Source organism: Aquirufa sp. HETE-40SA, from assembly GCF_054558635.1.
The window spans coordinates 512,367-528,935 of the sequence record NZ_JBPXKN010000001.1 but is presented as its reverse complement, the minus strand read 5'-3'; the positions used below and the strand labels follow the sequence as shown (position 1 = coordinate 528,935).

At 41.7% G+C, this 16,569-nt stretch carries 8 protein-coding genes; 2 read left to right on the top strand and 6 right to left on the bottom strand.

Annotated elements, in window-relative coordinates; translation table 11 throughout:
* Nucleotide 1: 1 nt before the first annotated feature.
* The 6 genes from ACRZ9O_RS02395 to ACRZ9O_RS02370 all read right to left on the bottom strand — a co-directional run bounded on the left by ACRZ9O_RS02395 (nt 2) and on the right by ACRZ9O_RS02370 (nt 13,113).
* Nucleotides 2-2,059, bottom strand: coding sequence for a penicillin acylase family protein (locus tag ACRZ9O_RS02395; protein WP_459456007.1), 2,058 nt, complete (start codon nt 2,057-2,059; stop codon nt 2-4).
* The gene (locus ACRZ9O_RS02390) at nt 2,056-4,527 is read right to left on the bottom strand and encodes a PIG-L family deacetylase (RefSeq protein ID WP_459456005.1); all 2,472 of its coding nucleotides are present in this window, start codon (nt 4,525-4,527) and stop codon (nt 2,056-2,058) included. The genes ACRZ9O_RS02395 and ACRZ9O_RS02390 overlap by 4 nt, the downstream gene beginning before the upstream one ends.
* The gene (locus tag ACRZ9O_RS02385) at nt 4,527-5,891 is read right to left on the bottom strand and encodes a Gfo/Idh/MocA family protein (RefSeq protein ID WP_459456003.1); all 1,365 of its coding nucleotides are present in this window, start codon (nt 5,889-5,891) and stop codon (nt 4,527-4,529) included. The genes ACRZ9O_RS02390 and ACRZ9O_RS02385 overlap by 1 nt, the downstream gene beginning before the upstream one ends.
* On the bottom strand, nt 5,888-7,195 hold the full coding sequence (locus tag ACRZ9O_RS02380; protein ID WP_459456001.1) for a glycoside hydrolase family 30 protein: 1,308 nt from the start codon (nt 7,193-7,195) through the stop codon (nt 5,888-5,890). The genes ACRZ9O_RS02385 and ACRZ9O_RS02380 overlap by 4 nt, the downstream gene beginning before the upstream one ends.
* 156 nt (nt 7,196-7,351) lie before the next feature.
* On the bottom strand, nt 7,352-10,705 hold the full coding sequence (locus ACRZ9O_RS02375) for a HEAT repeat domain-containing protein (protein ID WP_459455999.1): 3,354 nt from the start codon (nt 10,703-10,705) through the stop codon (nt 7,352-7,354).
* Between the two features lie 8 nt (nt 10,706-10,713).
* On the bottom strand, nt 10,714-13,113 hold the full coding sequence (locus ACRZ9O_RS02370) for a TonB-dependent receptor (protein ID WP_459455997.1): 2,400 nt from the start codon (nt 13,111-13,113) through the stop codon (nt 10,714-10,716).
* A 104-nt stretch (nt 13,114-13,217) separates the two neighbouring features.
* Here ACRZ9O_RS02370 and ACRZ9O_RS02365 point away from each other — a divergent pair, with 104 nt between their 5' ends.
* Nucleotides 13,218-15,329: a penicillin acylase family protein gene (locus tag ACRZ9O_RS02365; RefSeq protein ID WP_459455995.1), complete on the top strand. Its 2,112-nt coding sequence runs from the start codon at nt 13,218-13,220 to the stop codon at nt 15,327-15,329.
* 32 nt (nt 15,330-15,361) lie between these two features.
* Nucleotides 15,362-16,567, top strand: coding sequence for a PAS domain-containing sensor histidine kinase (locus tag ACRZ9O_RS02360; RefSeq protein ID WP_459455993.1), 1,206 nt, complete (start codon nt 15,362-15,364; stop codon nt 16,565-16,567).
* The last annotated feature ends 2 nt before the right edge of the window (nt 16,568-16,569 follow it).

The window sequence follows — 16,569 nt, the reverse complement described above, 5'->3', positions numbered from 1 at the left end:
GCTATTCAGGCTGGTAAATACGTTCCGCATTTTTCAATACTTCGGCTTTGTCCAAAGTCATACGCTTCGTTTTCTGTGACTGGTATAGTTCACGTTGATCAGCGAAGTGCTTTGATTCCGGATGAGAACTGGCCCCGAAGGTATTTACTGTCTCAATAAGCGGTAAACCACCATCCTTAGGAAATTTCACAAATCCGATGTAGGCATCGCCTGAATTCATCTTACGCTTTGATTCACCGAAAGGCTCAGACATCACCGCCGCTAACACATCCGGCATACCTGCTTGTGGCCAATCTTGATCGCCTCTTTTTAGGCGCTGAAACTCCCCTAATGTTACGTCCAAACGGCCATAGTGTTTCATCAGGAAATCGTGAGCATATTGTACAAGTTCAACTGCCTCTGCCTCGGTAAAAGGTTCTTTAGAACCTGATTGCCTAATTTTAGACGCTCCGTAATACACGACGTTATAATACAAGGCACCCACACTTTCGATATTGGTCACGTGATTCCATTCTTTCAATCCCTTGATGATTGTTGCCAAGGCCGGGTATTTAGCAGCATCTAACGTGAACAAAACCGAAGCATCATATCCATAGGGATATAAAATCTTCGCAGGCAATTGGCGATCGAATTTAATGCGCTTCAAATCTTCCAAACTAATCTTATCATACGTGTCGATCAGTTCTTTGGCCCGCTGCGAACGGTTATTATGGTAGGTCTCATATCCGTCGTTTTTATCAAAATTTGCCGGATTAAGACTCTCGTTTACTGCCGTCGCCATAAAGGGCGAGTGATTCGTATTGTATAAATAGCCCGCAGCTGGATTCAAATGTTGTGGTAATTCACTAAGTGGTTTGAATTTATCCCAAAGTGTTTTGCGCGTATTGCCCGGAAGCGTGGAGGCCCAGTTATAATCAGGGTTACGATACGGCATCTTACCATTCGAGATGTAGAAGATGTTATCGTCCTTGTCCGCATACATGATATTAAACATGGGCAGGTGGTTTTGGTTCAACGCCGACTTGAATTCGGTGAAGTTCGTGGCACGGTTCATCGCATACCATTGTTGTAGAGCACCCGCATCCATAAGAGAAGGAAGACGAATGGAGAAATATTCTCCTTTGGGTGATTTCACCGTAGGGCCGTAAATGGATTCATAGGCCATTTTAGAAACGGAGAATGGAATCCCTTTGATCTGAAGCTTGACCTTTCTTTTCGTTAAAGGTAACCATTCACCATCCACCTCGTATTGACCTGGATGTGCTATGTCCGTCTTTAACTGATAGACGTCGATTTTATCTTGGAAATTCACTGTATGCGCCCAAGCTAGATTAGGCGTTGTGCCGTGGAAGATTAAAGGGCCACCAGGGAAAAGACCTCCCAAAATATTCCAACCTTCCTCTGATTGAACGTGCGCCTCATAGAAGGCCGTAGCTCCTTCAATAGGCTGATGCGCATTAATGACTAACATCGGCTCTCCTGTTGCCGATTTCGAGCCCTTAATGGCAAAGGCATTACTTCCTTCTCCAGTAAAGCCAGGAAGCGAAGGAATGGAGCCATCTAGTATCTTGGGTAAAGTTTTATCAACGCCACAGAAGATGGCCACAGAGAACATGGTGGTAGCTATGTAATCTTCTAGTGCGATGGGAAAAATATGTTTATTCAAAATCTCAGACGGATGGGCTTTTCCATACGCTTCTAGACCTAGTAAATACCCCTGTACTAGTTGCAAGAATTTGGGATCCATCGACTTGATTTGTTGGTCTACTACCTTTCGGGTATTTAATAAGCCGAACACAAAATCCACAGGTGCCCCTTTCTTTCCCAGGTAGGTACCTAATTTGCCCTTCCCCGTTAAAATCAAGGTTTGTATGGTCTTGAAGTCATCTTCGGAATGCGCCCAGGCTAAGCCATAAGCAACCTCAGGATCAGTAGGTGCAAAAATATGGGGTACTCCATAGGCATCGCGAGCGATCGTAATTTTATCCTTTCGGATATGAGGTTGTTGTGCATTCGCGGTAAAGGCAAATAGTACTAGGGCAATAAAGAGAATTCTCATTTAGAATTGGGGTTAGCTAATAGATTCGCAAATAAACGGTAGGCACCAGGAACGCCGGCAGGAATTTCACGGAAGAATACAAGTCCAGTGTAGATGAACTGACCTTTTCCGTATTTAGTTACTGCAATGTTTCCTTTGTTTTCAGCTTCATTGGGATCTGAAAATCCTAAGGGGAACTCGAAATGAGGGTCACTTGTTTCAGCCGTGTAAATACTCCGCTCTTGAATCCAATCGTTGAAATCTGCTTCACTTATCTTGTTCGGACTGTTAAAGAGTGCATGATTCGGTAGAAGGAAATTAGGCTTTGCTTCTTCTTTCGTGATACGGTTACGTGTTACTTGTAATGGGTAGGGTGACATACTCGACTTCATAGGGCCTAAATAACTCGAAGTATTATATTGCACCACGTAATTACCCCCATTTTCAATGTATTTCATGATTTCTGGGTAAGCATTCCCCCAAAAGTCGTTAGTGTTATATGCACGCACACCCGTAAGCACCACATCGTATTTTTTTAGGTTTGCGGCAGTTAGGTCTTTTTCTGCTAAGAAATCCACCTGGTAGCCCATCTGCATTAAGCCCTCTGGGACTTTATCTCCTGCGCCTTTAATATATCCTAATCGATTTCCTTTCTTCACGAAGTCGATGTGTAGTAAACTTAAATTTACAGGCGAGAAATAGCGCTGAGTGGGAATATGCGGGTATTCGATGGTTTGGAGAGATAAAGAGTCAATCCATTTCTGGCTACCTGACTGAATGTGTAACTGGATGTTACTCGAAATTTTTCCTTCTTGTAGGGAAGCCACTGAAAATGAGATAGGCCATTCGCGCCTCTCTCCTGCTTTCATTCCGTCATTTAATGTAATGTTTGCCAAAACCGTAGCTCCCGACTTCACCTCTATCTTCCCTGGCTTCAGTGGGGCTAGGGCAGTAATGGAGATTTGGGTGGTTTTGGTTGATTTACTTCCTTTTGGTAATAAAACAACCGTCGAACTTAGATTAAAGACCGTTTTCGGACTAATCGCAATAGGTTGTAAGATTTCTCCTTTCACCGGGTCAATAATCAATTCCTGTACGGGCTTTTCAACACTAAACTCCTCGCCTTGGATATGGAATACCGCTTTTACCGTAAAGGCTTGATCAACTCTGGCTTGTCCAATTTTCTGTTGATTGCTTACGTTGAAATGACCTGTCGCTTTAGCTTCTTGTATCCAATACGGTTGCGTGATGGGCGCGGAGGCTGTGATGCTTCTGTTAAATGGATATTTTTTATAAGGTTCGATTTTACCTCCGAAGGTGGAATCAACACCTGCAAATGAAATGGTCACATTATCTACACTGATAGGAGCGCGCACAATAAACTCCGTCTTAATAGGGAGTTTTTCACCCAAAGCAACAATTCCTTGAGTTGTCGTCGCACCTACGTACATACCAGAAGCATTGACTACCCAGGCATCTATTTCAGCCAACTTTTTCTGTGTCCAAGGGCTTAGAGGCAGTGATTTGATTGACTTTTTCAAGCTGATAAGTGCCGGAATACTTTCATAGGGCTTCTCCGGGTTATAGCTTTTAATAATGGGTGTGATTAAGCCATCAATGTTTGCATTGACGCGATTCCAAGTAGCATCTACCCCATCCCACAAGAAATCTTTAGGAGCTTCACCGCTTAGAGTCGCGAAATATTCTGTGCTTCTGCCATGGTCTACAGCAAATCCAAAACCTTGAGATTTATGTTGGCTACGGCTGAAAGCGGCTAATTCGCCTGTGCTTTGGCCTAAAAAAGGAAGATAATCACCTATGTTCACTTTGAATTGAGATTCAGCAATAGTTGAATTACCCGTAGAACCCGGGAAACGAAACGTGTTCCAAAGTAAGCGTTTAGCCTGCCAAACATCCACGCCTTGTTTTAACTGCTCAGGAAACATTTTCGAATCAGCCGCTGCTTTGTAGGCTTCAATAGCTAAGGCCGCGGAGGCCGAGTGATGTCCATGACCAGCGCGCGCATCTGGAGGGAAACGAGTGAATATGATATCTGGACGTGTTTTTCGGATTACCCAGACTAAGTCTGCTAGAATTAATTGTTTGTCCCAGAATGCCAAAGCTTCATCCGTCGATTTCGAAAATCCAAAGTCAAAAGCTCTGGAAAAATATTGATTCGCTCCGTCGATTCTTCGCGCGGCTAACAATTCCTGGGTTCGGATAAGTCCTAAAGGAACCCCTTGTTCGTCCCCTATCAGGTTTTGGCCTCCATCTCCCCTCGTACACGCAAAATAGTTCGTCTCCCAATGTTGTTGCTGAGCAAACCAAGTTAACATGTGTGTACTTTCATCATCTGGATGAGCCGCCACGTGTAAAACGGATCCCAAGACCCGTAATTTCTGAAGATCTTCGCCTAACTGAGCGGATGTACGCGGCTGTTGAGCTAGTGCAGGAATGGCCAATAAGGCCAGTAGGATAATTTTTTTCATTAGTTCAGCATGTTTCTGTTCCAAGGGCCACGGTAGTTTCTAGCTAATAAGGCAGTGGCTTCAGGATCGTTTAATATTGTTTTAGTACCAGGATCATAGGAAAGAGGTCTACCCAGTTTCATTGATAAATTAGCAATAATACAGGAAGCGGTCGAAATGTGTCCTTCTGAAATATCGGCCACTGGTTTTGTTCCTTTATCTATGGCTGCTAAGAAATCAAGCATGTGCCCACGCGTAGCTGGCGCTGCATTTAATTCAATGCGGTCTTCTTTTAAATCTTCTGGGTATTTCTCTTTTTCATAGACCACGTCCATGTGTAATTTTTCTGCTTTGGAGTCTGTGGGCGTGAAATCGTATTTCATTGTACTCATTCGTAAGGTTCCTTTTTCCCCATAAATGGTTAATCCCCACGGATATTCTGGATCTGGTGCCGTGCCCCAGCTTCTATGTTGCCAAACACAATTCAAGCCATTGTATTCAAAAACGGCCGTTTGCGTATCAGGGATGTTCGATTTGCCCTCTTTTTGGACATAAATCCCTCCTTCCGAACTCACGCGGTTAGGCCAACCTAAATCCAGCATCCAGCGCGCCGTATCGAACATATGAATACACATATCGCCCATAATTCCATTGCCATATTCCTCAAATGTTCTCCACCAGCGGGTGTGAGGTAAGCCATCGTAGGGACGCAATGGCGCAGGACCCGTCCACATCTCATAGTCAAAATAGTCAGGCACTGCCTGAATAGGTGGATTGCCGTTGTTACGCATATGGTAATAGCAATACATTTCTACGTGAGCTACTTTACCCAATAAACCTTTTTCTACAATTTCTTTTTTAGCCTGAATCAAGTGTGGCGTACTCTTACGTTGAGTTCCTACCTGAACCGTTTTGCCGTATTTTCTAGCTGCCGCTACCATCGCCTCACCTTCTAGCACATCTACTGAAATCGGTTTTTGGACATAGACGTGAGCTCCTGATTTAACTGCATCGATCATCTGTAAGGCATGCCAATGATCCGGGCTTCCTACAATGGCAATGTCTAATTCATTTTCCTTCAATAATTGGCGGTAATCGCCATAAAGGCGCGGTGTTTTACGCAATTTTTGACGTGCTGCTACGAGCTTTCCAGCCTCTGTTAATTGATTTCGATCCGGATCACAAAGCGCGACCACTTCTACAGGAGCCACTTGCATGAGTCGGAATAAATCACTCTTACCGTACCATCCGGCACCAATTAAAGCGACGCGGTATGGTCTAGCAGGATTTACTAAATCTAGTCCATAAGCGCCAAAAGTCGACAAGGCCAAAGCGGCCGAGGCCCCTTTCATAAAATGTCTACGGTTAATGTGGAATGTTTTCATAGGATGATCGCTAATACTGATTCAGCCGGTATTTCTAGGTTTATTTTTTCAATGCTTAAGTTCTTTTTACGTCCCTCATTTTGGACTAAAAGTACTTTTTTTCCATCCGGACGCTTAAAAGCCGCTGCCTGAATTCCTTCCGGCACATCGATTCCTAAGCGAATAGAGCCAGCTGGTACAAATCGGGCCGCCTGCATAACAATGTAGTAAGATTGATTACGTGTGATATCCTGACCTGAGATGGTTAATGCCCCTAAGCATTCTGTGCAACCTCCAGGCGTATGTGGGCCATAGGTAGGATCATTGGCTAAATTCCATTCAATGGCCGTTTTAGCGTGATTGTTGACTGCCCCTATGATGACATTTTTGATGTGCCACATAAAATCACCCGTAAAGTCGCCTTTGTAGCCTGTCCATTGCTCCGTAAAATAGAGATCTTTATCTGGATGCGCTGCTTTTACTTTACTTAAGGCTGAAATATCCCCGTTATACAAATGAAAGGCAGAACCACTCACATATTTTTTAGCCTCTGCATCATTTAATAAGTCTATGGCATATTCTGGATGATCGCAATTGTGATCGTAGACGATGATTTTGGTCGTAATATTCCGTTTTTTGAATTCGGGGCCCAAAGCTGTTTTGACAAAATTAGCTTGCATCTGTGAAGTCATCAACATACTCGGATTATTGCCTGGATGAAGTGGTTCATTTTGAGGTGTTAGCGCCCAGATGTTAATTCCCTCCTTCGCCATGGCTTGAAGGTATTTGGCTAAATAAACTGCATAAGTCTGGTAGTGTTTTTCTAACAGTGATCCCCCTTTACTTTCTGCGTTATCTTTCATCCAAACAGGTGGAGACCAAGGGGTCGCCATGATTTTAATGGCTGGATTAATCGCGATGATTTGTTGTAATAATGGAATTAAATCAGCTTTTGAAGGCTCTAAGTTAAATTTTCTTGGTTTATCTTCGTACGAAAATACGGTAGCATCTAAATCTGTCGCCCCTACGCCGATTCTTAAAACGGAGATTCCGTTCTTGCCAAATAATTCCTGTAATAAAGCGGCTTTGTTTGTCGGTTCTAGCGCCTGAATTAATTGGGCGCTTCCTCCTGTTAAGGTAAAACCAAATCCATCCATGCTTTGAAAAGCTTGTTCCGGATGAATGATAATCTTAGCACCAGAAAAATCTGCACTCAGCTTATCTGTTTTTTGAAAAAACGATTTCTGTTTAGGAATGCTTAGATACATCTCCGTTTGTGAAAAACAGAAAAGCGGCAAGCACAATAACAGTACTAGTTTTTTCATAGGTTTAAATTTCATTAAAGGTATTGAATATTTACAAAAAAATAAACCACCTTTTTTAGGGGCGGTTTATCATTTCATGTAGTCGCCTACGGCTTAGTCGTCCTTCGGACTTAATCGCCTACGGCTTAGTCGTCCTTCGGACTCATTCCCTTCGGACTACTTCAGCGAAGAAAGGTATTCCACCACATTTCTAATTTCTCTTTTACTCATCAAAGCCCCCATCGGCGGCATGCCAGATGGTAAATTTTCTCTTGACTTAATGCGCGTTACAGGAATGCGTAAAGGCTCGGCATCGCTTGTTTTTAGTTGCACGAGTTCATTCGTTTCTGAAATGATGGATCCTGAAACTTCTTGGCCGTCTGTTAAAACAAAATTCGTAGTTCCATATCCAGGAGCGATGCGTGCACTAGGCTCTATGAGGGCTTGCAACAATTGCTCTCTCGTTAATCGAGAAGCAACTCCCTTTAAATTAGGACCCACATTGGTTCCTTCTCCACCTACGATGTGACAACGGACACATTGCACCGTTTGGTTATAATTAAACGTATTTCGTCCTTCAATAACGGATCCCCCATACAAGGCTTCTCTGAATTCGTCCGTTAATGATCCTTTCACTTTTAGCGCATCTAATTTTGCCACTAATTTCTCCTCATTAGTGGCCTCTACTGCCTCCATTAGATCTAATTTGATCCCAGCAGGTAATTGATTATCGACCATTTTCTGAATTAAATCCGTTAAAATAGCAGAGGTATTAGCAGGCTTCATTTTGGCCATACTCTGCAATAGAGATTGCTGTTCTGTCAATGATCCTTTTTCGAAAATTGGTTTTGTAATAGCAGGTAATTCAGTGGCGCTTAATTCGATTTTGTTCAAATTGCTTAAGGCAATACCTCTCACTAGTTTGCTGGTATCAGCCATCCCTTTCTCTATAATGGAGGCCAGTTTTCCCACTTTAAGTTCAACAATAGAACTTAACATATTTGCTCTTACTTTCGAATTCGTGTTTTTTTCAAAAATGGATATTTGAGTAGAACTAAAATCCGTTAAATTTAATTCTGCTACTAATTTCGAAGTAGCAATCAAGACATCTGGATTTTCTGAAGCTAAGAAGGAAGGAATTTTAGGCTGAATTCGGGCAATCACATCTGCCGGATTTCTTTCCAAAACGCCTCTGTGGCGACCATCCACCCGATCCATCACCGATGGATTTGCCCAAGAACCTAAGGTCGCTATCGCTTCCGCACGCAAGGCTTCAGAGATCCCCGTTCTTTCTGAATAGGCAATCAATAAATCAATCTCTTTTGCAGTTCCCACACGTAAGCAGGCATTGATCGCTCTTCTGACAATTACTTCAGTGGTAAAACGTGTATCCGCTAAGGTCGCTGCTAAAGCTGGCAAAGCTGAAGGAATTGATTCGTCATCATTTATTGCTCTTGCAGCTTCAGCTACGATGTATTCGTCTGAATCTTTCAAAAAGGCTTGGATTCCGGGATGAGCCAAACGACGTAATACCAATACCGCCGCGATACGCAAGGAACGATTTGATGAATTTTGCAAGGCTAACATCGGTTCTGCCTGTCCTATTCTACTTAACGCTAATACCGCTGCGTGACGCAAATACAGGTCTTTATCTGCATTTGTTTCTACTAATTTTAATAAGGCAGGAATGGCTTTCTCTGAACGAATGCGACCTAAAGCTTGAGCCGCGAAGAAGGAAATACGAGGATTAGCAGATCCCACTAATGGAATAAGCTGATCGGTGGCGGATCCATCAAAGATGTCCCCTAACACTTTAGCCGCTTGTGCAACGATTTCCTCGTCTTTATCTGCTAAATATGGCTGAAGAAAGGCTGCCGCTTTCAATTGGCCTAATCCCCAAATACCATGCACTCGAGCTAATTGATTCTCCTTTTGTTGAACAGCTTTGACGAAAACAGCTGAAGCTTTTCTCTCTGCTAATTCATATTGTGCTTTCAAGCGAACACGCTGGTCAGTGTAAAACAACAAATCATACAATTGTGTTAGAGTCTGTTTAGAGTAATCTTGTTGGATGTATTTCTTGGTTTGCTCACGTTCGACTTTCAAATCATTCTCCTTATCCTCCACATCGATTTTCCAGATTCGGCCGTAGTTTTTTGTATCCCAACCGAATATCCAATCCGAGGCATATAACGCGCCCTCAGGACCGAATCGAATCCCAGTAGGCAAAATTCCTTTCACTACATCTTCCTCAGATTTGAAGTCAAATGAGGCCCCTTTAGGTTTAAGATCAAACGCCCAAATATGTGAGTTATTTGCATTACCTACAAACTCCACTAAGAAGAATTTATTTGTCCAGCGCTTCCCTAAAGCCGTTCCTGGGTTCCAAAGCATCCCGGTAGGACCATTGTGGAAATTACGAATGGGTGGAATAATATAGGCTGCTTGGCCTTCCCAACGTGGAACATATAATTTCTCATCCATCCAAACCTTGTACTGATTGTTCCGCGGATCGGTATATTTTCCGTATTGCCAATTCGAGCGCCAACCCGCATCAGAACCTTCCACTACGTGCACTAAACGCTCACTTTCGCCCGGATGATCGCCATCGTTATCAGAACTGATTAAATTACCATAGTTGTCAAAAACGAATTCATGGGTATTCCGTAATCCAGAAGCAAAAACTTCAAATTCAGATCCATCTGGATTGGATCGGACAATCACACCGGAATTAGGGTGTTTGTAATTTTTGCCGTCTTTCGCAGTAATGTTCGCGCCAATATCACCTATTTGCCAGTAAATTTTTCCATCTGGGGCTTCTGTTAATCCTGACATGCCATGACCCCCAAAACCAATGTGCACCGCATATCCTGTTGAAATAGATTCTGGATTTGTCCATTGGCCCCCTTTATGTTTTAAACGCATTAAATCAGGACCAATAGCCACAAAAGCATCTTTTTTACGAACCAATAAACCTCCCGCTACATCAGTAACTTCTTCATTAAACCCATTAAATATACGAGTAGACTGATCCGCATAGCCATCTCCATTGGTGTCTTCCACCTTGTAGATTTCTTCTTTCTCTACTTTTAAATCTAACCAGTCATGCGATCCATCCCCATTCATATCGGCTAACCAGTTATTTTTAGCTGAATTTTCTGGGGCAAAGGTTCGACGCAAAAAGGCTCTTCTATCCTCCACCGTTTGAAAACCGATTGATTCTGTCATCCAATCCCGATGTCCCCGAATATCAAATTCAGAACCCTTATTTCGATTCGTGCTATTAACAAAAATAGAACCTTTATCATCTACTGCAATGGCCACAGGATCCTGTAAAAGTGAATCTGATGCCCATAGCTGAATTTTTAGACCAGGGATGATTTTAATAGGTTGCTTCTCTTTTATGGCTTTAGCATTATCTACTACTTTACTTTGATCTTCATAGATAATCTTGAATGTATCGTCTTTTCCTTGTTTACTACATGAAAAAAGAGTTATTGCGGTGCAAGAAAGTAAGAGGAGTCTTTTCATTGGTGTTGTTAATTTTCTTCGTCCATTAAACTACGGCGTTGTTTCGCAGCTTGTTTAGTCGTTTTAAAGCGGAAATTAAACGTTAAATTCAAGGAAGTTAATCGGCCTTGAGATTCTCCTCGGGTATAAAAACCAGAGCCATCTTTTGAATCTACAAAACGAGATTCATATCGATTAATTCGGGAGTTAAATATATCTAAAATACTTAAAGTTAGTGTTCCATTTCCTTTCAAAATATCTTTCGAGGCGGAGACGTCCATCCAAGCAATGTATCCCCGTGTTCCTTGTGGAGTTTGTTGAGGAGCCTCGTAATTAGCTCTTATTTGCAAATCTGTAAGCCCTATTTTAATCCGAGAGCTGTGTCTAGCAAACCAAGAATAGGTATCACTTGTAAAGGCTGCATTAATATTAGATGCATCAGCAATGGCTCTAAATGCATTAATACTAAGGTCTGCTTTGTAGGCTTTGGAAAAATTCCAAGAGCTAGCCATTTCTAATCCCATCGATTTTTGATTGGACAAGTTAGCAGGTAATGTTCTGGCGAAACCTAAGCTATCTACTGTTCTGAATCGTTCGATTTTGTCAAATGTCTGGCGATAATATAAGGAGGTGCTGATGCTACCTTGGTCGAAGTACTTTAAGTGCCCTAAATCAAATGAATTCGTGAATTCGGGATTTAGATTTGGATTTCCAGAGAAGAAGTTTCGGTTATCGGAGAAAGTAACGAATGGAGTTAAATCACCATAAGTAGGCCTTCTAACCCGTCTTGAATAGCTTAACTGGAATGAATTGTCTTGTGTAATGGTATAGGTAAAATGGGCACTCGGAAACAAATTAGCATAGTTTCTAGGGTTCTTCTCCTTTGTTTCCTCTAATTCTGTTTGGATGTCTGTTGTTTCTGCTCTTAATCCGAATTGATAGGAGAATTTATTTACCTTACTTCCAAAGATTAGATAGGCCGCTGAAATGTTTTCTTGGTAATTAAATATGTTTTCTAAGCCTGGAACAACCGTAAAAATACCCGATGGCTGCTGTTCGGTTACGATATAATCATTGATCATATTTCTAAAGCTGGTGCGAAGACCCATTTCCAGTTTTGCGTCCTTACCGATGGGATTTACATAATCTGCCTGAAGTATCCATTGGCGCTCAAATTCATCATTTAAAGCATTTTGCACTTTAGAAAGTTCATTAAAAGGTGATCCATCTGGCTTCTTTCCTATCTGAGTATACAATTGATCTGATCGCTCCCAATAATCTAAGTAGCGTAAATCAGCCGTAAATTCTTGCCCTTTCTTTTTAAAGCTTTTTTTGAAAGTTAAGGCATATTCTCCATTCGGTTCCGCTTCTTTCTCATCTTGCTGGCGATAGGTATCACTATAAAGTTTGGACAGGTTTTCGCGGTAATCCAAGTAAAAAAAGTCCGTGATACGTCTTACATCAGTACGTCTGTAGATATAGGAGGCCGTTAATATGGTTTTATCGTTAAAGAAATAATCAGCCCCACCTCTAACGTTATTTACTAGACCCGTCACGTTATTGGATGAATTTTGATCTAAATAATTCGTTTGTTTTCCAGTATAAACTTCTTGATAAATTCGGTTTCTTCCAGGTGTTCTACGGTAGAAAACACCATAATTGACAAAGAAATTCAGTTTGTTTTTTCGGTAATTGACAATAGCTGTTCCTCCAAAATTTTCCGGATAGCCAGACGTCGTTTCAATCGCTCCATTGAAACCTTGGTTTTGGTTCTTTTTCAATACGATATTGATGATTCCGGCCATACCCTCTGCCTCGTATCGGGCTGATGGATTGGTGATAATCTCCACTTTATCGATCAGATTTCCTTGCAAGGATTGCAAGCCTGACGAACCATTGATACCCGCTAATGTTGAGGGTTTTCCATCGATCAAAATACGCACATTATCACTCCCACGCAGTTTAATCGCACCTTCTGGGTCCACTTGGATGGAAGGTAAGTTTCCCAAAATCTCGGAAGCAGTTGCCCCTTTATTCGCTAAATCTGTCCCAACATTAAATATGCGCTTATCGAGGTTAAGTTCCATGGAGGCTTTTTGGCCCTTGACCACCACCTCATTTAATGTCTGATTACTTTCCTTGACGCTAATTGTCCCTAAATTAATGGATGTTGTAAATGATTGATTAGCCAACTTCAAAGCTTCATAACCAATGCTTTCAATCAATAGGTCATACGTCCCTGGTGCTACTTCGACTACGAATTTTCCCTTTTCATTCCCGATCGTTCCGGTCACTAGTGAAGTTCCTTTAAAAAGACGAATACTAGAAAATGGGACGTTCACTTCCCCTTGAATCTTAATTTTTGTTTGGGCAAATAGGCTGGAAATGCACAATAAGAGTAGTATCGGAAGAAGCCGAACGTTTTTCATATAATAGGTTTAGAATATTCTTGTAAGTTAGAAAGACAATTTTACATTGTTTATACCCTCCTGACCCGATTTTATTCTTATTTTTATCCGATTAAGAACCAGCTATGAAAAAAATATTTCCTATCATTTTACTATTTATATCCTTTATAACGCAAGCAAATCCGTACACGGATCAGGCTAAACGCGTAACCATTCACCGGGACGAATGGGGTATTCCACATATTTATGGAAAATCGGATGCAGACGCGGTTTTTGGATTGATGTATGCGCAATGTGAAGATGATTTTGCTCGAGTAGAGATGAATTACATCGAGAAATTAGGACGAATGTCTGAAGTAAAAGGTGAAAAGGAATTAGCTTATGACCTCTATATCAAGTTGTTAATTGATGAAAACGAGGCCAAAGCAGAATACAAAACCTCCCCTGTTTGGCTTAAAAAACTCTTGAACGCGTACGCCGATGGAATCAATTATTATTTACAAAAGCATCCGGAAGTAAAACCTAAATTATTAACCCATTTTGAACCTTGGTATCCCCTATTATGGACCGATGGATCCATTGGAGCTATTTCTACGGGTGATGTAACGGAACAAGAAACGGCCCTGTTCTATGGTTTACCTACTCAAGTAGCCAGTGTGAAATACCAAACTCCAGACGAAAAATTAACGGGTTCGAATGGTTTCGCAGTAGGCCCTGCCCTTTCTAAATCAGGTCATTCCTTACTCTATATTAATCCACACGTGACCTTTTATTTCCGTCCCGAAGTGCATGTAGTAAGTGAGGAAGGTTTATCGGTGTATGGAGCAGTTACGTGGGGTCAATTCTTCGTCTATCAGGGATTTAATCCTTATAATGGTTGGATGCATACTTCCTCCGAAGTCGATGTGGCGGATGCCTATTATGAAACGACACGCTCGCAGAACGGACAGATGCAATACCTCCTAGATGGCAAATGGATTCCTTTTCAAACGAAAATAATCACCTTAGGATCACGCAAAATCAAGGCCTATTTTAACCACCGAGGTCCCGTTTTAGCGGCAAGAAATGGGAAATGGATCTCGGTTCGCTCGTATAACAGAGCTCGAAAGAGTTTAATACAAAGTTGGTTGCGCACGAAAACGAAAGGATTGGCAGATTATAAACGTGTGATGGACATGAGAGCGAATACCTCGAATAATACGGTTTACGCGGATAATAAAGGTAATATCGCTTACTGGCACGGGAATTACGTTCCGCGAAGAGACGGCTCAAAAGACTGGGGCGTTCCGCAGGATGGTTCTTCTTCGAAGATTGATTGGCAAGGGCTTCATTCCGTAGATCAGATAGTGCATGTGTACAATCCAGCTAGCGGATGGATTCAAAATTGTAACTCCACTCCTTTCACCGTTTCAGGAACCTCCAGTCCTATTCGTTCTAATTTTCCAGTTTATATGGCTCCAGATGGAGAAAATTTCCGCGATCGCAATGCGGTTCGCTTATTCTCACAGACTGGCAAATTGGATTTACAGGGCTTGATTGGATTAGGATACGATCGCCGTTTGATGGCTTTCGAAACCTTATTGCCCGCTCTTATTGATGCGGCAGGCCAAGAATCGGATTTATCAGAGGTGGTGAAGGAGTTGAAAAGCTGGGATTATTATGCTTCGACGAGTTCTGTGGCCCAAACCATCGCCATTCGATGGGGTCTGAAAATAATGCCTAAAATTCCTAAGCCTAAGCAATTTGGAGGAGAAACAGAGGGTGTTCAGAATATGGAAAGCTATGCGAAAACGGGGGCCAAAACAGAAATGGTGCAAGCTTTACGTGAGGTTCTGAATGATTTAAAGCGTGATTTTGGCACCTGGCGCGTTGCCTGGGGTGATATGAATCGCTTTCAGCGCATGTCTAATGGCGATGTGATGAAGATGGATGATTCGAAGCCTAGTTTCTCTGTACCCTTTGCTTCCTCTGCCTGGGGGCAGCTTCCTTCCTACACGAGTCGTTCCATTCAAGGATCTAAAAAATGGTACGGTGTGAATGGCAATAGTTTTATTGCTGCGGTGGAATTTGGCCCTAAAATAAAGGCTTATTCGCTGTTAGCAGGCGGTCAAAATGGTAGCCCTAATTCCCCTCACTTCTTTGATCAAGGTCAAATGTATGCCGAAGGGAAATTTAAGGATATTTATTTTTATAAAAGTGATGTTTTGAAGCACGCGGTCACTTCCTATCATCCTTAAAATTTGTTATATTTAAATTTACGTTTTCACGAATGCCAAATCAAATACAAGCCGGATTCGAGTTTGAAGCTATCTTTCAAGAGGCAGCAATTGGTATAATTGTAACGAATTCGCGTTTTGAAATTATTCTTTCGAATCATTTTGCAGATAAATTATTTGGGTACGAAACGTCGGAGTTAATGGGGGAAAATATTTCCTTATTGATCCCTAATCATTTGAAAGATCGTCACCATGGTCATTTGGAAAATTTAGGTCACGAAAAACCCATTTCTCGCCCCATGGGGATTGGTTTAGATTTAAAGGCCAAAAGAAAGGATGGTTCCTTATTTCCTATCGAGATTTCCTTAAGTCACTTTAAAGCCAGCGATAGCATGCATTATATCGCCTTCGTGAGTGATGTGACTTTAAAGCGTAAAGTGGAAATGGAGTTGATCTTAAAGAATCAGCAGATCAATCAGCTAAATGAGACTTTAGAACAAGAAGTAGCGGCGAGAACACAAGCTTTACAAAATACTTTGGATAAGTTAGAGGTCAATGCTAAAGAGCTTGAAAATTCCTTGGAAAAGGAAAAAGTGTTAGGGGATTTAAAAACCCGTTTTGTCTCGATGGCTTCCCACGAATTTAGAACACCATTAACGTCTATTTTGGGTTCTGCTACGCTGATTGAAAAATATGCTAAAGCGGAGGATCAGCCTAAAAGAGAACAACATATTAATCGCATTAAGTCCTCTGTTAGTCATTTGACGGAGATTTTAGAGGAGTTTTTATCGGTAGGTAAATTAGAAGATGGAAAATTAGAAATTCATCCAACTGAATTTACCATGCGCCCCTTTTTACTCGATATTGTTTCCGATTTCAGTACCTACCATCAAGCCATTCGCTTAGAAATGGATGATGATTTTAACTGCTTGCAAGATGCTTCTATTCTTCGTAAAGTGATTTTTAATGGCTTATCGAATGCCTTGAAATTCTCTCAAAAGGAAGTGGTGCTTCGAGTGGTTCAGCGAGATACTACCGTCGAGTTTATTATTATTGATCAAGGAATAGGTATTAGTGAAGAAGACCAAAAGCATTTATTCGAACGCTTTTTCCGTGGTGGAAATGCTACCGTTATTCAAGGAACGGGTTTAGGATTGCACTTGGTGGATCGCTATATGCGTTTATTGGGTGGAAGTGTGCAAATTAAAAGTGAATTAAATAAGGGAACTGAGCTACATATTCAGTTTCCCATGAGATAGTA